Genomic DNA, 26,944 nt, shown 5'->3' with positions numbered 1-26,944 from the left:
GCATCACCACCAGACACGACTGACCGCCATCTCCTACGAGGCGGCGGTCAGTCTCGTGTCATTCCTGCTCAGGGCGAGATCAGCTTGAAGACGAACCCTGGTGCGAGGTCACCTTGAAGGTGCCATGGCGGTTCACCTTCAGATAGACATAGCCCGATGCAAAATGTCCTTGGGTGACTCCCGCCGCCGCGGCGAAGGACCCGTGGCGCCAGATCAGCTGACCGTTGACCCTCACGGTGCCGGTCCGGCCGGACACCGGGACGGCGATGGTGCCGGTGGTCCCCTTGGGGGCGTTGACGGTCAGGCTGAACTGGTTCTTGTCCCTGTTCGCGGTCCAGTTGACGCTGAGGTCTCCGTGCGGGGTGGGAACACTTCCGCGGGTCCAGGTGAGGTCTCCGGGGTGGGGCTGCACCGTCCAGGTGCTGTAGCCCGCCGTGTCCGGACGTACGCCCAGGACGTAGCTGGACAGGGCGGACGTCGGGGCCGTGGACCAACCGTGGGACAGGCTCGCTCCCGACCCGAGGCCGGGTGTGCCATCGTGGCCGGAGATGTTCTCCCACATGGTCCCGGTCTGATTCGGGCCGGGAGCGATCATATGACCCCACACGTTGTGCAGGAGCTCTTGTGCGTTGGCGGTATCCCCGGTAGCCAGACGCGCCTGGAGTTCGAACCCGCTGATGAAGGGGCTGACCAGTTCCCTGTTGCCGGCGTCGGAGGAGAAGGGAAGCGGTCCGTAAGGGGTGCTCCACAGCGACGACTTGAGCTTGGACAGGATCTCCGCCTGCTTCGCGGCCGGGGCAACTCCGTACAGGACCGCCAGTGCGTTGGCGTCCTGCGCGACTCCGGACCGGGTGTCGCTGATCTTGTAGAGGCCGCTCGTCGGGTCGTAGAGACGCTCGTTGATCCGCTTCCGCAGCGCTTCGGCGTCGGCCCGGTAGGCAGCGGCTTGTGAGGCGTCTCCGGCCGCTGTGGCCAGTGCCGCACCGTCCAACAGCGCCTTGTAGTAGAGGATGTTGTAGGCCGAGACCTCGCCGCCCTTGTCGCCGTCGTAGAAGTCCCAGTCCGCTCCGTCGACCCCGGCGCGGGTCGAGAACAGGCCGTTCCCGTCCACCCTGGTCGCGTTCCATGCGAGTTCACGCTTGACGACGGGCCATTCCTTGGTGACGAATTCCTTGTCGCCGGTGTGGAGGTAGTAACTTGCCAGATCCGCAACGAAGTACATGGAATACGTGGCGGAGTAGCTGGCCGTCTCGCCCGGGGTGAGCGGGCCGAGGTGCGTCACGCTTGCCGGGTGGAGAGCGCCGGGTACGAATCCGCTGGAAAGCTGCCGGCTGCCGAGCAGGTCCAGCGACTGTTTGATGTACTCCGGATTGTTCACGGAGTAGTAGTCGGTGAGGCCCTCCACCAGGATGTCGCCGCTCCAGATCGCGCGATCGCGCCGGGCGCCGTCGAGAACCGATGCCACCGCATTGGATCCCGGCGGAGTGAAGGCGGCGAGGGAGGCGGACGCGGTCAGCGGATTGCTGTAGAGCGCCTTGCCTTGACTGCTGACGACGGTGAGGTCCTTGAAGGACGCCTCTTCGTCGCCGAATTCACGAAAGCCGATGGTTCCGGTCGGATAGGCCACTGCGTCGGAAGGCAGCGACGAGGTGTCGACATGATCGATCGGCTGGCCGTCCAGCAGGATTGTGATGCTGGTTCCGGACACCGTGGTGGCCACGGTATGCCAGGTGCCCTCGGTCAGGGGCGACGGCAGAGCCACGGACCCGAGGTTCGTGTAGGCGCCGTCGTGGACGTCGAGTTTCTGCAGGGTGTTCGGGGCGCCGCCTGTGTCAGTGCTGTCATCGAGGATGAACAGGTAGCCGTTCTGCGAGTTCTGCGCGCGTACCATCCACCCGGCCTGGTTGTGGAGAATCCTGGTCCGGAAGGTCGTCGTGTAGTCGCTCCAGGACGAGCCGCGATTCAGGACGCCGGCTCCGTCATTCACCCTCGAACCGCCGGCACTCAAAACACCGTCCTGGATCGACCAGCTCCCGGGAAGCGAGTTGGCCGGGACGAGATCGGTCTGCAAGGTGTAGGCACCGGCGTACCAGATCTTGTTCAGCTCGTCCGAACTCGACAGGAAGTGACCCTGGTATCCGCTCGCCTGAGTACGGTCGGCGATGTACTTGATTCCGACCTTGCTGAGCGTGACCCGACCCGGGTCGGAGAGCGTTATCTGCTCGTACCGCTCGCCTCCTTGCGCGGCGCGGTTGGTGATCGTGCCCGGACCGGAGACCTGGTAGGTGTCGAACCGTGAACTGTCACCGTCCGCCCAGGGTGCGGCCCCGTCACCGGACGGGCTCATGTACTCCAGGCCCTCGCTGTACGCGGCCTTCAGAGTGGGGGACCCGGACTTGGTGGAGACGGTGAAGTAGGGCTGGCCGCCCGTCTCTTGGCCGTAGTCGAGAAGAATGGTGGGCGCTTCTCCGCCGACGGTGTAGGTCAGTGTCGTGCTGCCGGTGCCGCCGCACAAAAGGTTCCGGGCGCCTTCAACCGACCCTGTCGTGCTGACCACGGAAACGGGGCAGACGTCGGAGCGCTTCGGGGCCTGGACATACTGCCGCCAGTCACTCGAGGTCCGGGGTGTTTCGGTCTGTGTGGCGTGTCCCGTGGCGGACACGGCCACAGGCTGGGTGAGCATGGCCACGATGAGGGCAAGGCCCAGAGTGAATGTCGCGCCGGCCCACCTGCGTGTGCGTGACGGACGCCTTCTGCCGGAAATGATCATAGGAACTCCGAGGGTGCGAGTGCTGCTTTGACGGCTCTCAGGTCAGCGGCGATCACCGAAGAACGCGCAGGCCAGGGGTGGCGATGACGGCCCGAACTTGTTTGAAACGTTTCAATTCCCTTCCGCAGAAGGCAAGGTATGCAGTAGCCATGAGCGCGTCAACCCATGGCGCACAACTTGGCATTCGCCCTACGCATGCGCTCCTCGCGGCATGGCACGTTCGCGGCGGCCCCACTCGCCGTCACCACCACCATCGCCCACGCCTCCGACACCGCGAGCAGGGCGACCCCGGCCGCAGTGAAACTTCAGACCGGCCAAGGCCGGCGCGGGCAGCGGCAGTGGGACTTCCGCCCGGGCGACTCGTGACCCATGAGTTCACGGTGTGGGCCGACCCGGTCGTCCCCGACGCGAGCGGTAGCGTGCGAGCGGTGGAGAACCCCAGGTACCCGACGACGCCGTGGCGAACGCTCGGCGGTCGCGGTGCGGGGCACCGGCTCGCCGACGTCCAGCCCGTCCGGCTCCGGGGCGTGAACCAGCAGCGGGGCGACGACTGGAGGCGGGCTCGCCGCCACGGGCGCGGACAGGGTCCTGCCGAGGGCGGCCACCGCCGTCCTGCCGGTGGCAGGCGGTGCGTTGGTGTTCCTGACGGCGCGGAGGCTGCGGCCTCGCCGTGGCCGATGAGGCATGCCGGCACCCCGCGAACCGCATTCCGTCCGTGACCCGTCCATGCCGCCGGGCGCCAGGGTCACACGGCCGGGTCGGGCAACTGGCCGGGAGAGAGGTGCGCGCTCCGCGGTGTGGGCAGCTCGCTCCGCGGTGGACACGCCTGCGTTGGTGCACGGTCGGGGCATCTGGTGCCTCACGCTTGACGGGTCCGCGAATATGACATTTCAGATGGCGTGATCTCGCGGCAGTCTGGGGTGATGACTGCTGTGCCTGTCGAGCGAGTGGCGCCGGAAGAGCTGTGGACGTCGTTCCAGCGGGTGGTGCCGCCGGCACCGGTTCGTCCGCAGGGTGGAGGGCACCGTCGGCGAGGGGACCGTGAGGTGCTGGCCGCGATCGTGTTCGTGGCCACCTCGGGCTGCTCGTGGAACCAACTCCCGCCGGGGTTCGGGCTGTCGGGGGTCACTGCTTTCCGGCGGTTCACCGAGTGGACCGAGGTCATGGTGTCGGCCAAGCTCCACCGTCTGGTCCTGGACGAACTCGGCGCCCGGGGCGAGCTCGACTGGTCCCGGTGCGCGATCGACTCCGTCAGAGTCCGGGCTCTCAAGAGGAGCAGCTGACAGGACCGAATTCGAGCGACCCTGGCAAGAAGGGCTCGAAAATCCACCTCATCGTGGACCGCAAGCAGGTCAGGAGCCAGACAGCGGCCGAGCGGAGTGAGGTGCGGCATGACGTTGCGCCACAGGTATGAGGAGGTCGGGTTGCCGTGGAGAAAGACGATCGGATCGCCCTGCCCCGCCTCGACGTACGCGATCTCGGCGCGCCCGACTTCGATGTACCGCTGTCGCCGGTCTCGGTGGTCATCTCGACTCCGTCCCGGCGACCTGTCAGTGGCACATATTCAATCTGCCGTTATGTCAATATGAGGCACTTGTGTGGCATAACGCCGGACCCTCTGACCTTCTCTGCTGGGGTGGCGGGTTGCGGTCCTCAGGCCCCGCAGGTCTATCCGCCTGCCGGGTCGCTCGAAGCCATTTGAGTCACGTTGCGGTTGAGGGAGGCGTGAGGGCGTCTCGGGTCGCCGCTCAGCCGTAGGCGGAGATGGTCGGCGCGTCGTCGGGTTCCTGACGGGACCATTCGTGAGGGCCGTGTCTGTGTGCGGATGCGGGGAACAAACCCGCCTCTCTGGCCGCATAGCGCTTCTATCATCACTTATGGTTGCTTTTCGCGTACCGGCGCGCGGTGCGGCGATTCTCGGGATGCCAGGCGGGACGGGTGGGACTGTGGTCGTGAGTGGTGGGCCGAGTGGGCTTCCCCGGTTGCTGACGGCCGCGGAGACGGCGGCGCCGGTGGACGCGGTTGATGTGATCGCGGAGGACCTACGGCGGCGTTTCGAGGCCACGAAGGTCTGTTTCCTCATCGTGGACCTGACGGGGAGGGCGGTGGCGCGGCTGTCGACCGCCCCTGCGGAGGAGGGGCGGGGGGTGGAGCGGATTCCTTTGTTCGGCAGTGTCTACGAGGAGGTGATCCGTACGCAGCGGTTGTACCGGGAGGCGGCCGGACAGAGTCAGCGGGTGATCGTGCCGGTCACCAACCGGGGGGACGCGATCGGGCTGCTGGAACTGCTCGTGCCGGACGATCCCGGCGAGGACGTCCTCGACGAGGTCCGGGAGGCGGCCCATGTCCTGGCCTACATCGTGATCGCCAACGGGCGTTTCACCGACTTCTACACCTGGGGCAAACGCTCCAGACCACCCACCCTGGCAGCGGAGATCCAGTATCAGCTGCTTCCTTCGTCGCTGTCGTGCGAGGCCGCGCAGTTCACGCTGTGCGGCAGCCTGGAGCCCTCCGAAGACCTCAGCGGCGACACTTTCGACTACACCCTGGACCGGGACACACTGCACGTGTCGGTGACCGATCCGATGGGTCACAACCTCAATGCCGCACTCGCTGCCACGGTCCTGGTCAGCGCCCTGCGCGGCGCCCGTCGTGCAGGAGCAGGCCTGGCCGAACAAGCCCACCGCGCCGACCAGGCACTCGTCCAACACGACCACGGACACGCCACTGGGCAACTGCTGCGCATCGATCTCCACACCGGCCGGGCCCATCTCGTCAACGCCGGACACCCCTGGCCACTGCGCATGCGCGAGGGAGCTGTGGAGGTGATCACCTGCGAAGTGGATCACCCCTTCGGACTGTCCGAGTTCGCCACCCTTCCCTACCGTGTTCAGGAGATCGACCTGCGCCCTGGCGACCGTCTGCTCATGTTCACCGACGGCATGGTCGAACGGCATGGGGAGAGGGTCGACGTTCCCGCCCTGCTGGAGCGCACTCGGGGGCTGCATCCACGGGAGACGGCGTTGATGCTGACATCCGCGGTCCGGGAGGCTGCAGAGGGTCGGCTCGACGACGATGCCACCGTCATGTGCCTGGACTGGCACGGCCCTCAGGTGACCCAACGGCGCGTCAGCTCCGGCGCGGACACCCAGCAGGCCTCGGCAGGCCGCGCGAAGGAACAGCCGTGAGCAGAGTGGCTTCCTTGGGCGCAACCCGCCGGGCCGCCGCTGGCTCCCCCTGGTCTCGTGCCTCTTCGGTATCACCATGATCCCGCGCTGGACAGATGACGGATAGCAGAGGCTGGCAGAGTTCAGGAGGACGGTTCCGATCCGGACAGCGAGGCGGCCCGCGGCCGGCTCCTCGGCTGTGGCCCGCCCGCTCGATCTGCTGGAGTGCGGCCCGAACCGCGGTGCCGAACGCATCCGAGCGGGTCGGCGGCTCAGAGGTTCAGCGCATCCTTGAAGGCTAACGAAGGGGAGAGCGAGAGGAAGGGCGGAGACTGGGATGGAGCGTCTCGGGAAATGAGCGCAGGTGGGCGTGATGGTGCGTCCGGCGTCAGTGCGGTGCACGGCGACCGCGAGGATTCCCGATCCGGGCGAGGCGACTGACGACCCCGTGCGTGAGTTCATCCCGCCGGCAGTCCAGGCCCGGTCTCAGGGGAGGGGAGAAGCGAGTGACGTGCAGTCGCGTGCGTCGCGCGCTTCGCTGGGTGCATTCTCCGTGCCAGCATCCTGGCAGACACCCTGCCACGCACTGCACTGCAGGGCATGTCCAGCCACGCGCGGTCTCAACTCGCTCTAGTGGGCCGCGCACGGCGCCTGTCACGGGACCGCCTGCTCGCTGGAGGGTGCGTGCGGTGCGTGCCGGGTGAGCTGTTGTTCGAGCTCGGTGCGGATGCCGGAGCACAGCTGCCCAGTGCGGGCCCACTCGATGGTCAGTTCTGACACTGCCGGATTTTGATGTTGGTCGCCATGGAGACGCTTCCCAGCACCCCCCACCGCTGGTCGGGTGTCAGGCCCCGACGGCGAGGATGACGCCCGATGGCCCGGTCCACCACAGCGGGGGAACGCACCGCGTCTTGAAGCTGCGCGCTTTCGCCCTGCAACTCATCCACGCGGTGCTCCGCGCGTCCCGGGCTGCCGACTCCGATACACGTGGGACCGTCACCGTGCCTCCCCAGTCCGCTTTCCGGCTGACCACCAACTGTGTCACCCCTGCTGCTCCGGTGGGCGGGTTGGACCGCCTGCGCCGCAGTGTCCAGAGCTCTGGATCATCACTTCGGAGCAGAGGGGCGAAGGGAAACGGAAGGTGCCTGACCGTTGTTTCTCATCCCGTGCGGGGATCAGGTTCCGGCCGATGGCGACTTGAGGCTTCCGGTCGTGGGCCGGACCTGCGCGGGTACCGATCCGGCCCGGGCCGCCGGAGAGGGTTCCGGCTGGCCTACCCCTGCCCGCAGGGCCACGCGTTGCCACAGGTACGGCAGGGAGGTGTAGAAGCGGTCGGGGAGGAACGCGGCGTCCGCGATGATCATCGCGCCGGAGAAGAGGGGCAGTCCCATGAGCACCGCGATGCCGAGGTGCATGCCCAGCAGCATGGCGAGAACGGGGTACTTCAGCCTGCCGAACAGCACGAACGGGAAGGCCACTTGCAGGAGCACCGTCATGTAGCCGGCGACCGCGATCAGGATCGTGTGCTGGTCCACGAGGTGGGACAGCGCGGGCCAGGGCTGGAAGAGCCGGAGGTTCAGGACGAAGTGGAGAGCCGTGCCGGCGCCCCAGGAAGCGCCCTGGACCTTGAACAGGCCGGCTGACCCGTAGAGGAAGCAGACCTGGACCGCGATGACGAACATCCCGCAGTTGTGGACCACCGTGGTCAAGGTCGCCCGGGACTCGCGGAGTTGCCGGAGAACGGGGCGCTTCACCAGCTGCGCCGGGGCCTCGGTACGAGCCGCTCTCAGCCGGACCCTCCGTGCGTCCAGGGACCAGCGCCGGCCGCACGCGGTGAAGGCGAGGTAGATGGCCATCAGCAGGACGAGGTTGTCGCCCCCGTCCGTCATGAAGATCGCCCGGGCGTGGAAGGAGATCACCACGACGGCGAAGAGCACGGACAGGACGCGGGTCCGCCACCCCAGCGCGAACAGCGCGGACGTGGCGAGGGCGAGCGCGTAGCAGAGCTCGAAGTAGGCGCGGCTGTCGGACAGGGTCAGGATGCTGTTCCACCCTGTCTGGTCGAAAAGCTCTCGCGCCAGCGCGGGCGTCCACGGGGAGCCGGGGCCCCAGATCTCGTCACGGTGCGGGAACTCGCGCAGCAGAAAGACCAGGTAGAGCAGTCCGTAGCCGATGCGCAGCATCGACGCCGCGTACAGGGACACAGGCCGGCCGGTCAGCAGCTCCCCCGCGGCCACGGCCCGGTCGACGAGCCATCCGACGGGGCCGCAGCCCTCGGTCTGCTGGTCTCCCGAGCGGCCGGGTGCGGGTGCTTGGGGGGCGATCCGGGGGATCTGCTCAGTTCCCATGGGGGGTCACCTTCCACCAGGGCAGGAGCCGGTTCTCGGTCGGTGCCGGCGGCCGGCTCCCGACCGGGGTCCCGGGCGCGGCGATGGGCCGTGTGACGACCCGGAGCTGAATGAAGTCGAACGTGCCGCCGTTGTGGGCCGCGACGCGGTCCGCGGCGATGTTGCTCAGATACTTCTGCATCATCACGGCGCGCTCCGTGTGGGCCCTGTCGTCGCCACCGTGTGTCTCGACGTAAGAGGTCCAGGAGCGCCGCAACAGGTTCTGCGCCGTGTGACTCGGGAACGGGTCGCGCTCGACGGCAGAGTTGTCCACGGCTGTCAGATCGAACCAGGAACTCACATGAGCCGACTTTCCGGTCCCGCCCGCGGTGCGCACAAGGATCTGCCGGTTCACCGCGTCGGGGTCCGGGGCGAACAACCGCCAGTTCTGCTCGAAGAACGGGTACACCCACGAGTTGATCACTGGGCTGTACCGCTTGGAGACGGTGTTGGCCGGAGCGACCTGAAGGAACACCAGAATGACATGGACGAGAGCCGTCGCCACACACAGGATCACTGCCGTGGACAGCACTGTTCTCAGTGCCCGAGCGCCCTTCGGCAGCTCGACGGGCGTCGGCACGTCGTCGGCACAGTCCTGTGCGGCCGGACCGGAACCGGGGTGCGGGACTTCCTTCACGCCCGCTGAATCACTTCCGCTCGACACCGCCCACCCTGTCTTTCTCATATCAGCTACTCATGTCTGGCCGTATTCTCGGACTGCCACCGGCTGGGCGCGGCGGAATCGGTGAGGATTCCGCCGCGCGCTGTCAGCCGACGAGCCGAGTCACTGCGGGTGCTGTTCAGCCCTGGTAGTTCTTGGCGTATTCGAGGGCGGCGTCGCGGCTGCGGGGGACGTCGGCGTAGCCGTAGTTCTCCTCGGGCTTCTCGCCGTAGGAGGGCTTGCCGTGGTCCACGTCGTGCCCGTGATGGGGCTTCTCGCCGTGGTGAGGCTTCTGACCGTGGTGGGGCTTGTGGCCGTGGTGGTGGCCCGGCTTGTTGTCGTGGTGGTGCGGCTTTCCGGGCTTCCCGCCGTGTCCGGAGCCACCGGTGGTCCCGCCGACGGTGTTCCCGCCGACCGTGTTTCCGGCGGTGCCGTTCCCGGCCGTGTTGCCCTGCGTGTTCCCGGACGTGCTGTTGCCGGCGGTGTTGCCCACGGTGTTCCCGGACGTGTTGCCGGCGACGTTGCCCGAGGTGTCACCACTGGTGACGCTGACGATGGGGCCGCCCAGGAGGCCGCCACTGACCAGGCCACCCGTGACCAGACCACCGGTGAGCAGTCCCCCGCTGGTGGTCGTTCCGGTGGTCGTTCCGGTGGTCGTCCCGGTGGTTGTGCCTGACGTCGTCCCACCGGTGGTGGTCGTCGAGCAGCTGTTGAGGAAGATCCTGTTGTTGTCGAGCGTGACGGAGCCGTTACGGGCCAGGGCGCGGCCCTCGATGTTCGTGCCCGTGGTCACGCTGATCGAGGTCAGGGCCATGATGGTGCCGACGAAGGTGGAGTTGGTGCCGAGGGTGGCCGAACTTCCGACCTGCCAGTACACGTTGCACGCCGAAGCGCCGTTCGTCAGCAGCACCCGGCTGGACGACGCCGTCGTCAGGGCCTCGGGGATCTGGAAGACCCAGACGGCGTTCGGGTTTCCTCCGGCGTCCAGGATCAGGTCGCCGGTGAGTCCGACGCCGGCCGTAGCGGTGTACACGCCCGGGTTCAGCGTGGTGCCCGTGGTGATACCCGCGGGCAGCGCGAAGTCGGTGGCCTGGCCGGCCGCCTGGTTGTAGGCCGTCACCAGGTCGGACTTGGCCTGCAGCGCGACGGCGTCGGCGGCGTGCACGGTGCCGAGCACCTGACCGGGCGGGAACCCGGAGATGGCCGGGTTCGGGCTCGTCCCGAGGTCATGGCTGATCACCGACGGGCCGGTGTTCGTTACTCCCTGACCGGACAGAACCGAGAAACTCGCGGCAGTGGCCAGAGGCACGGGCGTGGCGATGGCGAGCGCCTGCGTCGGGGTCAGGGCGACCATCGTGGTGGCGACCGTGGCGGCAAGAGCCGAGGCCATCAGGCCGGACAAACCGCGGCCGCGAGCCGCGTGGGGGAACTTCAGCTTCATCTAGAGGCCAATTTCTGTGGGGGCCGGGGCATACCCTTACCGATTACCCGGGTAGCCCTGTTGCTGTTTCGGCATATTACGCACGAAAAAACACCCCCAAGCAAGTGCGGGAGAGAGAAACTGAATTATCCCTCTGTATGGCGCAACGGGCATTAGAAGAACCTATTTTTCATTCCCGGTCATCTGATATTTTTGCCGAGTGAGTCAGGTGAGAGCAGGAATTCGTTGCTGAATCCATTCTGCGCCCAGCCGCGGAGGTTCCCCTCAGTCGCCGCGGCGGGCGCCGGGGACACGGAAGGGGGTGTACACGTGGACACTGCGGCCTAATCCTCAGGCTCAAATCCAAGTGCATGCAGGTAATTTGATGAGTGCATAGCATGCACTTGTTGTTAATGGTGAGGCGGCCTACCTTCGGAGTGCGGGCGCAAGACAGCCGCTCGCAGTCGGCCTAACCCCAGGGAGTCTTCGTGAGTGCAGCCATGCCCTTCGAGGGCGGCAAGCTGCTCACCACCTGCTTAGGCATAACCCCTTTGAACGGGCAGGGAACACCTCGCATGAGTTCCATCAGTATCGACGGCGTCCGGATGAAGTACCACGTGGCGGGAAGCGGACCTGTGCTCGTCGCCCATCCGGGAGGCCCCGGCTTCGGCTACGCCTACCTGCGCTCTCCCGAGCTGGAGAAGCACTTCACCGTGGTCTACCCGGAGCCCGTCGGCACGGGATCGTCAGACAGCCCGACGGCCTACGGCCTGGACACCTACGTTCACTTCCTGGCCGCCCTCATCGACCACCTCGGCGAGCCGCGGGTGCACCTGCTTGGCCACTCGCACGGGGGCTTTATCGCCCAGCAATACGCCCTGGATCACCCGGACCGGCTGGCCGGCCTGGTTCTGTACCACACCTCACCGGTCGCGGGCCCAGACTGGTGGACGGCCGCGATGGCAGGGCTGAACGCCTATCCGGATCTCTACCCCGACCAGCCCGAGGCGGCCGGCGTTCCCCGAGCCTTCCAGAGCGCGCTCGACGCAGCCGACGACGAGCAGGTCAGCAGGAGACTGCGCGAAGCACTGCCGGTCTACTTCGCCGACTTCTGGGCCCGACGGGAGGAGTTCGCCGACTTCGTGTCTGGCATACGTATTGCCGCCGAGCCGGCCACCGCGCCCAGCTCGGAGCCGTTCGACGTCCGCGACCGGCTGGGCGCGGTCACCACGCCGACCGTCGTGATCGCCGGACGGCGGGACTTCATCTGCGGCCCGCGCTGGGCCGTGATGCTCCGGGACGCCATTCCCGGGGCTCGGTTGACAGTGCTCGAACACAGTGGCCACTTCGGCCACGTCGAGCAGCCGGCCGAGTTCACCCGCGCGATCACCAGCATGCTTCAGAACCGGTCCTGAGGCAGAGGGCCCGTTGCGGGCCGGCGTTCTGAACATGCCGCGTGGCGTGTGGCACCCGGTGTACACCGGCCGGAAACCCTCTCCCCGTAAGTTGCTCTCGGAGCGCAGGCCCACCTCGCCACCGACCAGGCGCAGTACCCGAGCAGCTTTCGCGGACTCTGGCAGGCGCGATATGCCCCTCAAGCACAAGCCGCGGGAGACATTGAACGAGGTGACCTCCGCGCGTCGCCCAAGCACCCGCCGCCCGCGCTCTTCACGGTCACTGGACGAATTCCCGCAGACCGCGCCCTCGCCGCCACCCGGCCCGGGGCGGCGGAGCGGCAAGCACCGGGAGCGTCGGTGTGCACAAGCGCGGCGCGCTTCGACTGGTGCGCCCTTCGCATCAGCATCCTGCTACGTACGCATTGCAGGGGTGCCCAGCCGTGCGCGGCCGCCAAGTCGGCCTGGCGGTCCGCGCATGGCGCCTCGCTGAGCGACGGGTCGGTTACACGCTGGCGGACTGCTGAGTGAGCTGGTGCCGAGCAGATGGGGGAGCAGCGACCGAGTCGGGGAGCCAGGCCCTTCTCCCACACGACGAGCTCGCCGTCGAGCGCGGTGGCGTCCCGTGGCTGCGCCGCGGCCGCCGCGATGTCCGGGAACACCGGCCTCACTGCGGTGCCGCGGCGGGAACGCAGCACCGCCCGGCCTGCTTTGGTGTGGAGCAGCGCGCGAATGCCGTCCCATTTCGGTTCGCCGACCCGTCCCGGCGGCAGGTCCGGTGTGGGTATGGGTGGTGAGCATCATGAGCAGCCTGCACCTGACCGAGGAACAGGCATTCGCTGCACTGCGCCGCTACTCGCAGGACAACGACGTCAAGCTTCGGGAGGTGGCCCGGCAGGTGTGCGAGAAGGGCAACCTGCCCTGACCTGGCACTGCCCGGCCGTGGCGGGGGCGGTTCCCCTGGCACGTGGCCGGACCATGGGCACCTGGACCGGGGCAGGCCGTCGCGGGGAGCGCTGCACACAGATGGCCCTGCTCTACGAAAGTCCCCTGTCCCGGAGCGTTCACACGCTGTGCCGGACCACGACGCGGGTCGGCGACGCCTGAGCCTGCGGGCCCCTGTCATGGCGCACGGTGTGGCCTGTCCGCCGCCCACACGGTGCGGTCGCTCCGCCGGCTGCGCAGGGGAGAGCATTTCGTGCGGCTGGTGGGGGCGGTGGTGTGGACCCAGCACCGCCCCCACCAGTGCGGTCCTTCCGCCTGCGTCCGGTCGTTACGCAGTCTCACCGGTCGGGCTGTGCGTGGTGCGCACCGGCGGTGCAACGCTGCTGCCTGCTGCAGTCGGGCCTGTGGTCGGGCCTCGGCGGCGCCGGGCTGTTGCGCAACGGGGCGGTTCACGAGCAGGGTTGCAGGTGGGCGGCCGACTGCGTAGCTGGTCCTCGCTCACCGGCTGCTCCGCGTCTACAGGAGCTTCATCCCCTTCGGCGCTCTCCTTTGCCGTCTCTCCCGGATGGTCAGGACGGGAAAGGAGAGCGCCTCGGGGGATCGAGGGCCTGACGAGGTGAGGCTGCGTGTCGGCCGGCGGCCTCCGCGCTGCGGCGGGTCGGTGCCCGGGCTCGTGTACGGGCGGCAGACTCCCGCCATAAGCACCAAGCGACGCCGACTCGGCACGGGCCCGACGACCATCAGGAGCACGCCGATCCCGGGGCGGGCCCCACGGCTTTTGCCTGTCGGCACCGCTGGCCGCCTTCCCCTGCAGGTTGGGGCAGCTTCGGCGCCGGCCGGGGCCATCTGGCCCCTTCGAGCCCCAGGACCGAACAGGTCCCTGGAAGGGCATCCGCCGACTCGGCACCTGGCAACAGCTCCCCCGAGGGGTCCCGCAGCTCCAGAAGGTGTTCGTCTCCGGGCCGGATATCGTGATCCGCCCGGCGCCCAGGGCGGAGAGAGGGAGTCACTTCAGCCGGGGAAGCGCCCCGTGGAGCGTAGGAGCCAGCGACGTTCGGCGTACGCGAGGTCATCGCGCCACAGCCTGCCGGCCGCGGCTCGCATGAGCGGCCTCAGGACGGTGGCCACCGAGCGCGCCGCGGCGAACCCGCAGCGGTCCGAGGTCGCCACGATCGCCTCGATGACAGCCGTCCGCGGCCTGTCCAGAGAGTCAGGGCCCAGCGGCGTTGCATGGGTCTCGACGACGGAGCCCTGCCCCTCGCCCCCCGTGATGCGCATGACGACCGTACGCGGCTCGGGGGCGGTGAACACAGCTCGTACGGGGACGACGAACCGTCCGGCGAGCTTGAAGGAGACATTGACGGTGAAACCGTCTTCGGCATGTCCTGGCCTGCTGGCGTCCGGCACTTCGGTGACGGTCAGATCCACGAAGGAGTAGGGGTGCAGCCAGGCGCCGTGCCAGGGATCCAGCCGGTTGGCGACGATGTCCTGGGGGTCGCAGGTCCCCACCCCCACATACACGGTTGACAGCGCATCCGGGACCTTCGGCCTGATGGGTACCACTGGTGTGTCGAGGGGCGGCTCGCCGCCGATGCTGTCGAGGCGCACCCACGTGAGGACGCCGTCGTCGTGCACGGGAAGGGGTTCCCAGCCCGCGAACGGTGCGCCTTCGAGGCTGAGTCCGTGCCATCGGCACACGAGTACTCCGCAGCGCACGGGGCTTTCTCGGAGGGGTGCGCCGAGATGAGGGCAGGCGCCGGGCCCGGCGACGAGCCGGCCGTCCGCCCCGCGCCACACGACCACCTCCAGGCCCGCGACGGTCCGAGCCAGGGGGCGATCGCCACGAACATCCTGGGTGGCCCCCACGACGTACCAGTTTCCCGAGGGGCGTGCTTGCGCCCGCTTCAGCGCTTGGGCGATGACGGCAGGTCGGGCTTCGCGCCAGGTCGGGCGCTGGCGGTCCCACGCCACCGGGCCCCTGCGGAAAGACAGCGGAAAGAATCTGCGTGGTGGGATGCGGTCGGAATTCATGCGACCACCTGAGGTGCCGGTTTGGACGAAGGCTGGGCAATTTCGGCGACGGGCAACCGCTGTCGATCCGAAGTCGTGGCCCGCCAGGCCCCCGTTCGGGCAGCCGCGAGGCGCACCAGCCCGTCCAGAGCCACAGCGGCTCGTCGTCGGCGAGGAACGACGGCGCGGTGGTGCACAACCGTGTAGCCGCTCTCGGCGATGGTGTCCAGAATTGCGCCGTAGAGAACGAAGGCAGTGCGGATGCACGGGCGGGACGCCGGGTCGAGCATTGTCAGTCCCGGCGCCGCCTCGCGGTAGACCTTGCGGGTAAGGTCTTCGGCTGCCCTCAGGGCCTGGGTGATGCGCTGGTCATGGCGGCCGGTTCTCCTGCTCCAGTACAGCAGTTCCCGGTCGGCGCCGTGCGCCTGCAGCAGATCTGCGGGCAGGTAGACCCGGCCTCGGTCGAGGTCCTCGCCCACGTCCCGCAGGAAGTTGGTCAATTGAAAGGCGATGCCGAGGGCGGCCGCGTGGGGTGCGGCCTCATCACGGGGGACCACGGTGCCGAGGACCGGCAGCATCTGTAGCCCGATGACCGCAGCGGAGCCGTGCATGTACTTTTGCAGGTCGTTGTATGTCGTGTAGTTGGTGACGGTCAGGTCGCTGCGCATGGAGGCCAGGAAGTCGCTGAAGTGCCGGTGATCGATGGCGTACCGGCGAGCTGTGTCGGCGAGCGCGAGGACGAGCCCCTGGGCACCGTCGGCATGCAGCAGTCCCTGCTCCAGGGCCGCTTGGAGACGGTCAAGCTCTGCCGGGCGGTCGTCCTTGGCGACCGGGGTGTCCGGGGAGTCGACGATGTCGTCGGCCCATCGGGCGAAGCCGTACAACGCGTGGACGGCTGGGCGGCGCGCGATCGGCAGGAGCCGGGTGGCGAGGAAGTACGTTTTGCCGTGCCGGGCGTTGAGCTGTCGGCAGTGGGAGTAGGCGTCGCGCAGAGCCTGGTCGGTGATGCCGGCCGCATCGAGTTCGCGGCCGGTCATGCGGGCATCCCTTCCGCTACGGGCTGTCGGCTGCGTCTGGTGCGGTTCGTCCGACCGGTGATGCGGGCCGCGGCGAGTTTGCCGGACAGCAGCACAGTCGGTACGCCGACACCTGGCGTGGTCCCGCAGCCCGCAAGTACGGCGTTCTCGGTGCCGTGGACCAGGTTGCGCGGGCGGAACGGGCCGGTCTGCGTAAAGGTGTGGGCCACTGAGAAGGGTGTGCCCGATGCATGTCCTTGGGCTTGCCAGTCGGCCGGGGTGACGAGGCATTGTTCCTTGATGGCGGAGCCGATGCCGTCCAGGCCGCGCTGTTCCAGTTCCTTGAGGATGCTGTCGCGATACCGCGGCGCCAGTGCTCCCCACTCGGTTGCGGCCGGCCCGATGTCCGTGTTGGGGCAGGGGGCGAGGATGTAGTGCAGGTGGTGGCCGGGCGGGGCGAGGCCGGGGTCCGTGGTGGTGGGGCGGGAGATGAGAAATGACGGATCGCTCATGAGTTCGCCGGTCTTGGTCAGTTCCTCGAACGTACGGTGCCAGGCCCCGCCGAACGAGAGGGTGTGGTGGGCCAGCTCAGGCCAGGTCCGGTCGGTACCGACGTGCAGGACGACGGCTGACGGAGAATGTTTGATCCGCAGCGGTCGGCGTGGTCGGCGGCCGAGGAGGAGGTAGGCGACGGGCAAGTCCGGTGTGAGGACGATGGCGTCGCACGGGATGCGGTCCTGGGCGGTCACGACCGCGGTGACCCGGCCGCCGGAGCGTTCCAGCCGCGTGACGTTCTGTCCGAAACGCAGGTCGGCGCCGGCTTCGGCGGCGGCATCAGCCATGGCCCGCGGTACGGCGTGCATGCCGCCCCGGGGGAAGTACACGCCGGCGACGGTGTCCATGTACGCGATGACGGCGTAGGCGGCAAGGGCTCGCGCCGGTGATACGCCCGCGTACAGGGCCTGGAAGGTGAAGACGCGCCGCAGACGCTCGTCGTGGAGGTAGCGGGCGACGTGGGCGTCCAGCCGGCCGAACCCGCCGAGAGCCGCGAGCCGGGTCAGGTCGGGGGTCAGCAGCCGGAGCGGGGAGTCGAAGTTGACGTCGATGAACTGGCGCATTTGCATCCGGTACATCTGCTCGAGCCAGTCGCGCAGGCGACGATAGCCGGCTGCCTCAGCTGCGCCGGCGAAGCGCTCGATCTCCTCTTCCATGGCGTCGGGACCGGTGTGTACGTCGAGGCTGCTTCCGTCGGCGAAGCGCGCCCGGTAGGCCGGGTGGAGGGGGATGAGGTCGACACGGTCACGCAGGCTCTCGCCGACCGCGGCGAACGCTTCCTCGGCGAGGTCGGGCATGGTCAGCACCGTGGGACCGGTGTCGATGTGATACCCACCGCGCACCAGGCGCCCGGCGCGCCCGCCGGGCAGCGGGTCGCGCTCGACCACGGTCACGCGGCGTCCGGCGCCGAGCAGGTGGAGGGCGGCCGAAAGCCCGGAGAGGCCGGCGCCGATGACCACGATGTGGTCCGTGCGTCCTCGGATCGTCCTGGTCATCGGGGGGCCCTCTCGGCTACGGCGGTGAGCAGGTGTGACACAGGCATGCCGACCTCGCTGCCGGGTGATCCGGACGGGTGCGGTGGGGTGGCCGACGTGACGACGGAATGCATGAGGTCGCGCAGGCGTCGGAGGCCGTCAGGGTGCAGTCCCGCCGTGTCGAGGTGGCGTATGGCCTGGGCGGCCAGCCGGTCGATTTTCGTCTCTACCCTGTCGCGCGCACCGGTCGACACCAGGACGTCCCGCACTGTGGAGAGGCCGGACTCGGACAGGTCGGTGCAGCCGAGCGAGTGCCGCAGGACCGCGAGCGCACGGTGGTCGTCTTCGGCCTCGGCCCGTGCTTGCGCGACGGCGACGAGGTAGGTGGGTTTGCCGAGGCGAATATCGCTGCCCGAGTGTTTGCCGGTCCGCTGCGGAGCGCCGAATACGTCGTGGAGGTCATCGCGCAGCTGGAAGGCGATCCCCACACACCGGCCGGCCGCGCACAGGCTCGCGGTCGTGGCCGTGTCCGCGCCCGCGAGGGCGGCCCCGAGCGCCAGCGGTCGCTCGACCGAGTACAGGGCGCTCTTGAGGCAGGCGGCGCGGATGGCCCGCGCCGAGGAGCGCGACGAGGTGGTCTGTCCATGGATGTCCATGTACTGCCCGGCGACCATCTCCATGCGCATGGAACTCCACAGGCCCCGCACCCGCCGCCCGGTGTCCGCCGTGAACTCCGTGTCGGCGAGCACGTCGTCCGCCCAGGCCAACGCCAGGTCCCCGGCGAGGATCGCTGACGCCTCGCCGAAGCGCGTGCCATGTGGGGGAGGGGTCGCGTCTGCGTACTGGGCTTCAACGTCCGCGTGCAGAGCGAGCCGCCCGCGGCGCAGCCGGGAGCCGTCCATCACATCGTCGTGGACCAGTGCACACGTCTGGATCAGTTCCAGGGCCGCGCCGATCCGCAGTGCGGCCTCCGTGTCGCGGGCCTCCCCGCCACCTGCGCGCAACGCCCACCACGCGAACTGGGACCGGATGCGCTTGCCGCCGTTCAGGGTGAAGCGTGCGACCCGTGCGGCCAGGTCATGGGCGAAGACCGGGTCGAGAAGGGTGGCCTGTGCGGTGCGCTGGGCCAGGAGGTGGCCGAGAAGGCGTCCTACAGCCCCAGGGACATCATCGTCGATGATGGAAACATCGTGCACGTCCGTGGGAGCGCGCACGTCGTCGTGTCGGCGGGCCGGAGTTTCCGCGGTACTTGCGAGGTACGTGTGTCCCGCGGTGGGGGACGCGGAGGAAGGGTGGCGCGCCGGCTCAGCCGCATGCTGCTTCTCCGCCCTGTTGGAGCGCATCCCGGTGCCTCTCGACGTGATCGGATCTGCCTTCTGTCTGAACGCATTCCGCGTCGGCGGCGGACTCTGATGCGCCATACGGGGGAAAGTGGGGCGACTCGATGCCGGGCGCAGGGGGACCGAGGTCGTGGGACTCCGGGAACGGGCACCACGGGGTCCCACGACCTCGGTCCTGGTGATTGCCGTGGCCGGGCGCGGGACTCCTCCGCTCGGTCTACTCGCCGGCGTGGCCTGCATCCGGAGGGTGACGTGAGGAGGGAAGCTTGCGACAGCGCCTGTGGGGACGCGCCGGAGGAGGGAGCACTCGTGCTCGAGGCGGACATCGCCATCGTGGGCGCAGGAGCCGCGGGTCTGTCCCTGGCGCACCGGCTGTCGTGTCCCGCGCCTGGATCACGTCGGCTGTCGGTGGTCCTGGTCAACGCTCCGCCGGGGCCACTGCGTCCGCCCAGCCGTACGTGGTGCTTCTGGGAGCCGGACCGTGGACTGTACGACGCGGCCGTGACCGCCTCGTGGCAGCAGCTGCGGGTGCGCACACCGAGTGGTCAGGCGATCGTGGGCGGCATCGCGCCCTTGCGGTACAAGATGATCCGCTCGGACGACTTCGAGGGCCTGATCGCTCGTGACCTCGCGGAGAGCGGCGATGTCCAGCGCATCGAGGCGTCCGTGGAGGCTGTGGAGGGTATCGCCGGCGGCGCGCACGTCCACGCCCGTACCGCTGACGGACGTCCACTCACCGTGCGCGCCAGCTGGGTCTTCGACTCCCGCCCACTCGGTAGCCTCCCGGCGGCCCGTACGACACTGCTGCAGCACTTCCATGGCTGCTTTGTCCGCTCCGACAGGCCGATCTTCGACGTCGGCACCGTGGAGCTCATGGACTTCCGGACGCCGCAGCCCCCGCGAGGCCTGTCGTTCGGCTACGTCCTGCCCACCTGCCGCCGCGAGGCCCTTGTGGAATACACGGAGTTCTCTTCCGCCGTTCTTTCGCAGCCTGCTTACCAGAGCGCGCTGCGGCACTACACCGAGGTGGTTCTCGGTCTGACCGGGCTCGAGGTCGTCTCGGCCGAGACGGGCGTCATCCCCATGACCGACGCGCCGTTCGCCCGGCAGACCGCGCCGACCGTCTTTCGTATCGGCACCGCTGGAGGCGCGACCCGGCCGTCGACCGGCTACACCTTCACGGCCGTGCAACGTCAGACCCAGGCTGTCGCCGGTGCTCTGCTGGCAGGACGGCATCCGCTGCCGCCGCCCGCCCATTCCGCGCGCTCCCGCGCCATGGACGCTGTCATGCTGCGTGCCCTGGCGAGCGGCCGGGTCGAGGGCGCCGCCTTCTTCGCGCGCTTGTTCTCGCAGGTGCCGATGGAGCGGCTACTGCGCTTCCTCGACGGTCGCACCCGCCTCCACGAGGACCTTCTTGTGGGGATGCGCACTCCCCTGCTGCCCATGCTCCGCTCTGCCGCAGAACTCCTCTACCTGCCCCGCCGCCCCTTTCCCGAGCCGTGAGCGCGCCGACCGGCCCGCCCGTGCACCCGTTCAGGGAGACCGCATGACCTTGCTGCGCGACGAGGATTTGGCCTCCGCGTTCAACCACGCCTCTCGCAGATACGACATGCTGGTGGCCTTCAACCCGGGATACCACCGTGACCTGCGCCGCTCCGCGCGCCGGCTCGCTCTGCCGGACTGTGGCCGGGGTATGCGCGTGCTGGATCTCGGCTGCGGTACCGGCGCCTCGACTGCGGCCCTCGCAACCGTGTTTCCCGCCGCGCAGATCACGGCGGTCGACGCTTCCGCCGGCATGCTGAAGCGGGCAGTCACGAAGCCGTGGACCGGCGGTGTCACCTTCGTGCACACGCCGGCGGAACGGCTGGCGGAGGCAGGGGTCGAGGGACCGTTCGACGCAGTGTTCGCCGCTTACCTCGTCCGTAACGCGGCCAACCCGGACGGTGTCCTCGCTACCGTGCACGACGTACTGGCACCACACGGGCGACTGGCGGTGCACGAATACATGCTCAGTGGCCGGGCTCCCCACCTGTGGGCGTGGACCCTGGTGTGCGGCGGCATCGTGCTGCCTGTGGCCACCGCCCTCGGAGACGGACAGCTGTACCGCCATCTCTGGCGCAGCGTGGTCGACTTCGACACGTCCGGCCAGTTCGCTGCCCGCGTCAGTTCGGCCGGCTTCGACCACGTCCGTGTCCTGCCCCTGCCGGGCTGGCAGACCGGCATCACGCACACCATCGTGGCCAGGCGTGCGGTCGACGGCACGGCCGGTGACCGGTGAGGACCCCGCAGCCCCAGGACGCGGAGCGTCCTGGCAAGGACCGACGGGCCCGGATGCTGGCTCCCCGGCCCGGGGCGCCGCGGGTCGACGGTGAACGACGGCCGACAACCGCTGTCGTGGGCGGCGGGATCGCCGGCCTGGCAGCCGCGACCGTCCTGGCCGAACGCGGTGTGGGCGTCACGCTCTACGAGCGTGAACCGGTCCTCGGGGGGCGCCTCGCCGGCTGGCCGGTCCGCCTCCGCGACGGCAGCACGGCGACGATGAGCCGCGGCTTTCATGCCTTCTTCCGCCAGTACTACAACCTGCGCGCATTGTTGCGGCGCACCGATCCCGGCCTGGAGCGCCTGACCCGCCTCACCGACTATCCGCTGCGCCACAGGGGAGGACTGGAGGAGAGCTTTCGCCGCGTGCCGAGGACCCCGCCCTGGAGCGCGCTCGGATTCGTTGCCCTCAGTCCCACTTTCGGTATCCGCGATCTCGCCCGCATGAACCCGGTCGCGGCACTTCCCCTGCTCGACGTCCGCGTCCCCGACGTGTACGAGCGCCTCGACGCCCTCAGCGCCCAGGAGTTCCTGGAATCAGTCCGTTTCCCGGAAGCTGCGCACCATTTGGCATTCGAGGTGTTCTCCCGCAGCTTCTTCGCCGATCCCCGGGAGCTGTCGGCGGCGGAGATGGTGCTGATGTTCCACATCTACTTCCTCGGTTCCGCCGAGGGACTCCTCTTCGACGTGCCCGACGAGCCCTTCCCCGAAGCCCTCTGGGGACCGCTTGGCGACTATCTGCGGAGCCATGGCGTAGACGTACGCACCTCCACAGCCGTTGACACCATCGAGCCCACACCAGACGGCTGCTTCGACGTCATCACCGGCGACGAAGAGCAACGTCACGACACAGTCGTGTTGGCCGTGGACACGGCCGGCCTGCGATCCGTCGTCAGTCGCTCCCCGCGCCTTGCCGATGCCCCGTGGCGCGACCGAGTGGCCCGACTGCGCAACGCGCCGCCGTTCCTGGTCTCTCGGCTCTGGCTCGACCGGCCCGTGGCCCGTGACCGGCCCGGCTTCCTGGGCACGAGCGGCTACGGGACACTGGACAACGTCAGCGTCATGGAGAGATGGGAGGGCGAGGCGTCCCGCTGGGCCGCCCGCACCGGAGGATCAGTGGTGGAGCTGCACGCCTATGCGCAGTCCAGGGGCGCGGCCCGGGATGTGGAGCAGAAGCGCCTGCTGGCGCAGTTGCACACCGTGTATCCGGAGACCAGTGCGGCAACGGTCGTCGACGAGCGGCACGAGTGGCGGGCCGACTGCCCGCTGTTTTCGGTCGCGGCGTACACCGACCGTCCGGCCGTCCGAACTTCCGACCCAGGCCTGATGGTTGCCGGTGACTTGGTCCGCACGGAATTGCCGGTGGCGCTGATGGAGCGCGCGGCGACGAGCGGCTTCATGGCTGCCAACGCCCTGTTGGAACGCTGGGGGGTGAGGGGCCAGACTCTGTGGACCGTCCCCGATCGAGGAAGCAACGCGGCTCTGCGAGGGCTGGCTCGATGGGGGCAGCACCGACGGACCCGTGCGCGTCGATCTTCACCACAAGACGGTGTTGTCCTTCCGCCGTGAACTGGCACCGGCTTCGAGGGGAGGGCACGACTTGCGTGCAGCGTCCGGCTGCGGATCCGGGAGAAGCCCAGGGCGTTCACACTACGGAGCTCGGCGAGGAGGTCCTCTCACACCCGACGCCTGACCCGGGCAACACGACAGCAGCTGCCTCAAGTTGACGCACCCGGGCAGCACCCGGCTTTCTCGGGAGCAGCCCTCGGTTCCGACTTGTGCGGGGCACCGCGGCCGACGGATTTGCGTGACCGCAGGCCGGCGGATAGCCGGTCGCCAGAGCTGAATCGAGGTCTTGGTGCTTTCGACGTCCGACTTCCGAAGGGGGGAACAACGTGCGGAGGGTTCCGTGCGCCGCCCGCCTCAGAATGCCCTTGGCCTGTCGTGACGGTCGCTGCTGCTCACCATGAAGTGCGTTGATCGTGACGATTCCCTCGGTCAGCGTCCACTTGTCCCAGCCGGAACTGGCGATCCCTGCCGTCGTGAGCTCGGTTGTGCCGTGGCCGCAACGGCGTCGCGCATCCTCCGCAGGTGTGCGCGGCTGCGCCGAAGCCGTCCAGCGGTGCGGACAGGGGCCACGGTACCGCTCATCCTGCCGCTACGCCGAGCACGGCTGCCGTAGCCGGGGGGCCCGAGCAGGCCGGCGGGTGGGTGGTGCGACCGTCTGCACACGGACGCGAGCCGCTGCGGGCCAGATGCCGGCCCATCCTTGCCCGTGTACACGGGACCACCGCTCGGCCGGTTTCGCCGCGACAGTGCAGGCGATGGCTTTCGTCTGGTTGACCACTTCCATCACGGGTAGTCGAAGGGGGCAAAATGCATAAGACAGGAGAAATTGCCATGGGTATCGAAGGCACCCCCCACTACACCGTCCCGGGCCTCGCGGCGCAGGACGCCGGCTCGGTGATCGAGCTGTTGCAGCAGCGCCTGCACGCGCTCAACGATCTCCACCTCACGCTGAAGCACGTCCACTGGAATGTAGTGGGCCCGCACTTCATCGCCGTGCACGAGATGCTTGACCCGCAGGTCGACCGCGTCCGTGACATGGCCGACGACGTCGCCGAACGGATGGCTGCACTCGGAGGCGTTGCCTATGGCACGCCGGGTGTACTGGTCGAACAGCGAACGTGGAAGGACTACAGCGTGGGCCGCGCCGATGCCATCGCACACCTCGGCGCGCTCAATCTCGTGTACACCGGCGTGCTCGAGGATCTGCGCGCACTGATCAAGACCGTGGCGGAGATCGACCCGGTCACTGAGGACTTGTTGATTGAACAACTCCGTGACCTGGAGCAGTTCCAGTGGTTCGTTCGTGCCCACCTGGAAACCGCGAGTGGCAATCTCACCACGGCCGGTGCCACCACCGAGACCGAAGCCGCCCGACAGTCCGTCCAGTGAGGCCTGAATCCCAAGCACCGGCCATGACCCCTGCAGCCGAGATCTCAGCGCTGTTCGCCACGCGAACACCACCCCACCGTCACCGCCGGTCCCGCACGCTCGTGAACGGCGACCGAGACGGCACGCGGCGCGGCCGGAGGATCAAGGAACGCTGAGCGCTCACCATGCGTCTGCGGCGGAGACTGCGCGTATCTCGCGGTCCATGGATGCGGTGAGTTCCGTCCACCCGGCCTCGAACTCGGCCAGCCCCTCGCGTCCAGAGCAGGCGCTGGTACCGGTCGTGGTCGTAGCCGGTCAGCGGGCAACGCGTCGGGGGGGCCTGCGCGGCCTGCCGACGCGGCCCGCGACGGGCGGGATCTTGCAGTAGCAGTAGCAGTAGCAGGTGCTGGGTGAGGTCGTTGCGGTTCCCGTCGGTCAGTGACACCGCGAGCGGGATGCCCTGCCCGTCGACGATGAGGTGGTGCTCGCTGCCCGGCCGCGCTCGGTCGACCGGGCTCGGCCTGCTTCGGGCCCCGGCCGGCGGCCCTGACACGGGAGGGACCGATCACCGCCCGGGACCAGTCCAACTGGTCCTTCGACCGCAGCTTCTCCAGCAGCAGCACGTGCAGTTGGTCCCGGACGCCGGCCTCGTTCCAGGCGGCCGGGCTCCGCCGGCACGTCATGCCCGACCCGAAGCCCAGCTCCTGACGCAAGTTCTCCCATTCGAGGTGTGAGGCGGCATCGGCAGGTAAGGAGAGAGGGAGGAGCAAAGACGGGACAGTGCCTTCAGCTGACCTGCGACAACAGAGGGGGTCCCGTGTTCGAGGCCGAAGACATCAGGGAATGGCGAGGCCACGACGTGATCGACCACGACCGGCACAAGATCGGCGTTCTGGAAGCGCTCTACGTCGACACGGCTACGGACCAGCCTGTTTTCGCGACTGTCACGGTCGGCCTGCCGACCCGGCACCGGCTGGTGTTCGTCCCACTGCGCGCCGCGGCGGTCGGTCCCGGGTATCTGAAGATTGCCTACGGCAAAAAGCAGGTCAAAGAAGCCCCCTCGATCGGCACGGACGGCGAACTGCTCGCAGAGGACGAAAAGGCGGTCTTCGCGCACTACGGGCTCGCCTACCAGATGGGTGCGGGCGGCGAACGTCGGCTCGCCCGCCGCTGATGCTCCGTCAACTTTTCCCGCCACGAGGTGACACGGATGGCGCTCTTTCTCCTGATGGTCATTGTGGCCATCGTGCTCGGCATCATTGGAGTGGTCGCGAAGGGCCTGTTCTACCTGTTGGTTCTCGGCGTGGTGGTCCTGGTCGCTGACTTGGTCATCCTCGGGCTGCGCCTCGGCCGCGGCCGAAAGCGCCTGCCCCGGTGAGGTGTTACGCGGGATATGGCGCCCGCTCCGTTCTCCCGATGACCGTTCAGAGGTGGATCGAGGCGGAGGACAGGAGCAGTCCTCGAGACGTCGCTCTTGGGTGGTCTGCTCGGTCAGCGACGATGTGAAGGCTTCGATAATGGTCGCGTCGGCCTCCAGGCGGCCGAACCGCAGGTGAAGTGGCCAAACGCGTCCGGAAAAGGACGAGGTGCCATGGAGATTCGCCCGCTTCGGACCCCTGCTCGCCGGTACCGATCGAGGGCACGCCTGCCGCGCAGGTCGTTGCGAGTTGCCTACCCGTGGCCTGTCCGGGTCCGGATCGGCCTCTTCACATGCAGATCACGATCTTTCCCCGGGTGCGCCCGTACTCGGCGTGTGCGTGGGCTCCGGTGATCCGCTCGATCTCCGGGCCGTGCTCGCCGAGGTGAGCGGGATCCGGGGCTCTGGCGGTCGGCGCTGCGGGGTTGCTTTCGTGCGTCGATGACGAATTCGCTGACGATCATCTGGACGATCTGTACGCCTACGCAGAATTCCAGGCCAAGGAAGACGTCAGGGTCAAAACACTGCTGCTCCGCCCGTGATCCGCATCGGCGAAGAGACGACGCCGAAGGAGGCGGTCCCGCCGCCGCTGAGTGGCATCCACCACCCGCCCTGGTCCGCCTCGCCCTCGGAAGCACCTCAATTGCTGGCGTTCCGCGCGCACGAAAGCGCGTCACCTACGAGTACGACGGCGTGCACGGGACAACCGCCGTATACCGCTATGCCCCACGGCTGAGCCCTGACGCGGTGGCCGAGCGGTCGCGCGAGCATGCCGCTCACCAGGCGGCGAAGAAAGGAGTTCCCGTGCGCCTGAACGTCATGATGATCGAGTGCCCGTACTGCCACGTGCAGTTGCCTGCCCGAATAACCACGGTGGCGGACGTCGACCTTGCCCGGGACGACCTGCCGAACGCGGTGCCCGTCACGCAGACCGTAGACCTGAGGCCCGCAAAGACGCACGCCGAGACCTGCAGGAGCAGGACGACCCGGTAGTGGAGAGCGAGTCCATCCGCGTCGAAGACAGGCAACAGCGAGTCGAGGGCAGGCGCCGGTGGCACGTTTTCGTTTCGCGACAGCGCAGTGAAGGGCCATCTGAGTGGGCGCACGGAAGGACGGAGCGGGCGCGAAACTCGTTCAGGCGGCGGCTGACGTTGAGCGCATCCTCCACGTTCATACCCGCCCACAAGCGACGTGGAGGCTCTCTGGCATGCCGTCGCCGTCACGCGGACGTGGAAGTGGATTTCCTGTCTTTGACGAAGGTGTACAGCGGCTTGCCGTCGTAGGCCCACTGCATGGTGCCGTCGTCCCGCGTGATGTGGATCCACTTCTTCATCAGCTCGCCGGGGTGTGGTCCGGCAGGGAACGACGCCCGTTGGAGGACGGCCTCGCCGGTGTACAGACTCCTGCCGTCGTGGTGCCTGCCGACCGTGTTCAGGTTCATCCCGTCATGGTCGCCCGACAGGCTCACCCTCTCCACCGTGATTGCGAACCCGTCCTGCAGTCTGCGCCGCATCGGGTGGGCCGACGGACGGGCCGGGCACGCCTCGTTTGCCGCTGGACGTGTGCGCCGAGACCCTGTGATCGGCTCGTGGAAGTTCCCGCTCGAGGGGAGTGGCCAGCACCTGGGGACAG

Annotated in this window: 22 protein-coding genes and 2 pseudogenes; 12 read left to right on the top strand and 12 right to left on the bottom strand. The window is 68.4% G+C overall.

The window, feature by feature from the left end:
* Positions 1-79 precede the first annotated feature (79 nt).
* Positions 80-2,770, bottom strand: a complete 2,691-nt coding sequence (locus tag OG776_RS05855; RefSeq protein WP_329326373.1) for an alpha-L-rhamnosidase-related protein — start codon at positions 2,768-2,770, stop codon at positions 80-82.
* A gap of 165 nt (positions 2,771-2,935) precedes the next feature.
* Between OG776_RS05855 and OG776_RS05850 the strand changes: the two genes are divergently transcribed.
* The 3 genes and pseudogenes from OG776_RS05850 to OG776_RS05840 all read left to right on the top strand — a co-directional run bounded on the left by OG776_RS05850 (position 2,936) and on the right by OG776_RS05840 (position 5,958).
* On the top strand, positions 2,936-3,136 hold the full coding sequence (locus OG776_RS05850) for a hypothetical protein (protein ID WP_329319337.1): 201 nt from the start codon (positions 2,936-2,938) through the stop codon (positions 3,134-3,136).
* A gap of 557 nt (positions 3,137-3,693) precedes the next feature.
* Positions 3,694-4,118: pseudogene (locus OG776_RS05845) on the top strand (transposase); the annotation flags it as partial.
* 664 nt (positions 4,119-4,782) lie between these two features.
* Complete coding sequence (locus tag OG776_RS05840) at positions 4,783-5,958, top strand: PP2C family protein-serine/threonine phosphatase (RefSeq protein ID WP_329319335.1); 1,176 nt, start codon at positions 4,783-4,785, stop codon at positions 5,956-5,958.
* 633 nt (positions 5,959-6,591) lie between these two features.
* Here the strand turns inward: OG776_RS05840 and OG776_RS05835 are convergent.
* The 5 genes from OG776_RS05835 to OG776_RS05820 form a co-directional block, all read right to left on the bottom strand.
* Positions 6,592-6,717, bottom strand: coding sequence for a hypothetical protein (locus tag OG776_RS05835; RefSeq protein ID WP_329319333.1), 126 nt, complete (start codon positions 6,715-6,717; stop codon positions 6,592-6,594).
* A complete protein-coding gene (locus tag OG776_RS42385) occupies positions 6,705-6,824 on the bottom strand; it encodes a hypothetical protein (protein ID WP_443077352.1) in 120 nt (39 codons plus the stop codon). The genes OG776_RS05835 and OG776_RS42385 overlap by 13 nt, the downstream gene beginning before the upstream one ends.
* Before the next feature lie 288 nt (positions 6,825-7,112).
* Entirely contained in the window at positions 7,113-8,285 is a 1,173-nt protein-coding gene (locus tag OG776_RS05830) for an HTTM domain-containing protein (protein ID WP_443077210.1), read from the bottom strand.
* Complete coding sequence (locus OG776_RS05825) at positions 8,275-9,009, bottom strand: DUF5819 family protein (RefSeq protein ID WP_443077209.1); 735 nt, start codon at positions 9,007-9,009, stop codon at positions 8,275-8,277. The genes OG776_RS05830 and OG776_RS05825 overlap by 11 nt, the downstream gene beginning before the upstream one ends.
* Positions 9,010-9,124: 115 nt before the next feature.
* Complete coding sequence (locus OG776_RS05820) at positions 9,125-10,426, bottom strand: ice-binding family protein (protein WP_329319329.1); 1,302 nt, start codon at positions 10,424-10,426, stop codon at positions 9,125-9,127.
* A gap of 554 nt (positions 10,427-10,980) precedes the next feature.
* Between OG776_RS05820 and OG776_RS05815 the strand changes: the two genes are divergently transcribed.
* Positions 10,981-11,820 (top strand): alpha/beta hydrolase, encoded by an 840-nt coding sequence (locus OG776_RS05815; RefSeq protein ID WP_329319327.1) that lies wholly within the window; start codon positions 10,981-10,983, stop codon positions 11,818-11,820.
* Positions 11,821-11,999: 179 nt separating this feature from the next.
* On the opposite strand, the gene OG776_RS05810 is transcribed toward OG776_RS05815, so the two are convergent.
* Complete coding sequence (locus OG776_RS05810) at positions 12,000-12,572, bottom strand: ATP-dependent DNA ligase (protein ID WP_329323664.1); 573 nt, start codon at positions 12,570-12,572, stop codon at positions 12,000-12,002.
* A 38-nt stretch (positions 12,573-12,610) separates the two neighbouring features.
* On the opposite strand from OG776_RS05810, the pseudogene OG776_RS05805 reads away from it, so the two are divergent.
* A pseudogene (locus OG776_RS05805) lies at positions 12,611-12,724 on the top strand (ANTAR domain-containing protein); the annotation flags it as partial.
* Positions 12,725-13,755: 1,031 nt separating this feature from the next.
* Here OG776_RS05805 and OG776_RS05800 read toward each other — a convergent pair.
* Genes OG776_RS05800 through OG776_RS05785 form a run of 4 tightly spaced genes read right to left on the bottom strand, consistent with a single transcriptional unit; the run spans position 13,756 to position 18,513 of the window.
* Positions 13,756-14,775: a DUF5914 domain-containing protein gene (locus OG776_RS05800; protein WP_329319325.1), complete on the bottom strand. Its 1,020-nt coding sequence runs from the start codon at positions 14,773-14,775 to the stop codon at positions 13,756-13,758.
* A complete protein-coding gene (locus tag OG776_RS05795) occupies positions 14,772-15,791 on the bottom strand; it encodes a phytoene/squalene synthase family protein (protein WP_329319322.1) in 1,020 nt (339 codons plus the stop codon). The genes OG776_RS05800 and OG776_RS05795 overlap by 4 nt, the downstream gene beginning before the upstream one ends.
* Positions 15,788-17,320: a phytoene desaturase gene (locus tag OG776_RS05790; RefSeq protein ID WP_329319320.1), complete on the bottom strand. Its 1,533-nt coding sequence runs from the start codon at positions 17,318-17,320 to the stop codon at positions 15,788-15,790. Before OG776_RS05790 ends, OG776_RS05795 begins: the two co-directional genes overlap by 4 nt.
* Positions 17,317-18,513, bottom strand: coding sequence for a polyprenyl synthetase family protein (locus OG776_RS05785; protein WP_329326372.1), 1,197 nt, complete (start codon positions 18,511-18,513; stop codon positions 17,317-17,319). The genes OG776_RS05790 and OG776_RS05785 overlap by 4 nt, the downstream gene beginning before the upstream one ends.
* A gap of 435 nt (positions 18,514-18,948) precedes the next feature.
* On the opposite strand from OG776_RS05785, the gene OG776_RS05780 reads away from it, so the two are divergent.
* The 7 genes from OG776_RS05780 to OG776_RS05750 all read left to right on the top strand — a co-directional run bounded on the left by OG776_RS05780 (position 18,949) and on the right by OG776_RS05750 (position 26,305).
* Complete coding sequence (locus OG776_RS05780) at positions 18,949-20,142, top strand: lycopene cyclase family protein (RefSeq protein ID WP_329319317.1); 1,194 nt, start codon at positions 18,949-18,951, stop codon at positions 20,140-20,142.
* A 43-nt stretch (positions 20,143-20,185) separates the two neighbouring features.
* Positions 20,186-20,917: a class I SAM-dependent methyltransferase gene (locus OG776_RS05775; protein WP_148011583.1), complete on the top strand. Its 732-nt coding sequence runs from the start codon at positions 20,186-20,188 to the stop codon at positions 20,915-20,917.
* 53 nt (positions 20,918-20,970) lie between these two features.
* Entirely contained in the window at positions 20,971-22,527 is a 1,557-nt protein-coding gene (locus tag OG776_RS05770) for an NAD(P)/FAD-dependent oxidoreductase (protein WP_329319315.1), read from the top strand.
* A gap of 831 nt (positions 22,528-23,358) precedes the next feature.
* The gene (gene dps / locus OG776_RS05765; protein WP_148011581.1) at positions 23,359-23,916 is read left to right on the top strand and encodes a DNA starvation/stationary phase protection protein Dps; all 558 of its coding nucleotides are present in this window, start codon (positions 23,359-23,361) and stop codon (positions 23,914-23,916) included.
* Positions 23,917-24,712: 796 nt separating this feature from the next.
* Entirely contained in the window at positions 24,713-25,069 is a 357-nt protein-coding gene (locus OG776_RS05760; RefSeq protein ID WP_329319312.1) for a PRC-barrel domain-containing protein, read from the top strand.
* Positions 25,070-25,105: 36 nt separating this feature from the next.
* Positions 25,106-25,273, top strand: coding sequence for a hypothetical protein (locus OG776_RS05755; protein WP_187285796.1), 168 nt, complete (start codon positions 25,106-25,108; stop codon positions 25,271-25,273).
* A gap of 843 nt (positions 25,274-26,116) precedes the next feature.
* Positions 26,117-26,305, top strand: coding sequence for a hypothetical protein (locus OG776_RS05750; protein ID WP_148011579.1), 189 nt, complete (start codon positions 26,117-26,119; stop codon positions 26,303-26,305).
* Between the two features lie 226 nt (positions 26,306-26,531).
* On the opposite strand, the gene OG776_RS05745 is transcribed toward OG776_RS05750, so the two are convergent.
* Complete coding sequence (locus tag OG776_RS05745) at positions 26,532-26,753, bottom strand: hypothetical protein (protein ID WP_222723829.1); 222 nt, start codon at positions 26,751-26,753, stop codon at positions 26,532-26,534.
* Positions 26,754-26,944 lie beyond the last annotated feature (191 nt).

This window comes from Streptomyces sp. NBC_01689 (assembly GCF_036250675.1).
Lineage (GTDB): Bacteria > Actinomycetota > Actinomycetes > Streptomycetales > Streptomycetaceae > Streptomyces.
Note: the sequence above shows the minus strand (reverse complement) of the source record. Positions and strands in the feature narration are given on the sequence as shown.

Excerpts from the sequence above, each read along its gene's own strand:
- OG776_RS05820 (WP_329319329.1), bottom strand. The coding sequence starts at position 10,426 with ATGAAGCTGAAGTTCCCCCACGCGGCTCGCGGCCGCGGTTTGTCCGGC.
- OG776_RS05830 (WP_443077210.1), bottom strand. The coding sequence starts at position 8,285 with ATGGGAACTGAGCAGATCCCCCGGATCGCCCCCCAAGCACCCGCACCC.
- OG776_RS05745 (WP_222723829.1), bottom strand. The coding sequence starts at position 26,753 with ATGAACCTGAACACGGTCGGCAGGCACCACGACGGCAGGAGTCTGTAC.
- OG776_RS05855 (WP_329326373.1), bottom strand. The coding sequence starts at position 2,770 with ATGATCATTTCCGGCAGAAGGCGTCCGTCACGCACACGCAGGTGGGCC.
- OG776_RS05795 (WP_329319322.1), bottom strand. The coding sequence starts at position 15,791 with ATGACCGGCCGCGAACTCGATGCGGCCGGCATCACCGACCAGGCTCTG.
- OG776_RS05825 (WP_443077209.1), bottom strand. The coding sequence starts at position 9,009 with ATGAGAAAGACAGGGTGGGCGGTGTCGAGCGGAAGTGATTCAGCGGGC.
- OG776_RS05755 (WP_187285796.1), top strand. The coding sequence starts at position 25,106 with ATGGCGCTCTTTCTCCTGATGGTCATTGTGGCCATCGTGCTCGGCATC.
- OG776_RS05775 (WP_148011583.1), top strand. The coding sequence starts at position 20,186 with ATGACCTTGCTGCGCGACGAGGATTTGGCCTCCGCGTTCAACCACGCC.
- OG776_RS05770 (WP_329319315.1), top strand. The coding sequence starts at position 20,971 with ATGCTGGCTCCCCGGCCCGGGGCGCCGCGGGTCGACGGTGAACGACGG.
- OG776_RS05800 (WP_329319325.1), bottom strand. The coding sequence starts at position 14,775 with ATGAATTCCGACCGCATCCCACCACGCAGATTCTTTCCGCTGTCTTTC.
- OG776_RS05815 (WP_329319327.1), top strand. The coding sequence starts at position 10,981 with ATGAGTTCCATCAGTATCGACGGCGTCCGGATGAAGTACCACGTGGCG.
- dps (WP_148011581.1), top strand. The coding sequence starts at position 23,359 with ATGGGTATCGAAGGCACCCCCCACTACACCGTCCCGGGCCTCGCGGCG.
- OG776_RS05790 (WP_329319320.1), bottom strand. The coding sequence starts at position 17,320 with ATGACCAGGACGATCCGAGGACGCACGGACCACATCGTGGTCATCGGC.
- OG776_RS05850 (WP_329319337.1), top strand. The coding sequence starts at position 2,936 with ATGGCGCACAACTTGGCATTCGCCCTACGCATGCGCTCCTCGCGGCAT.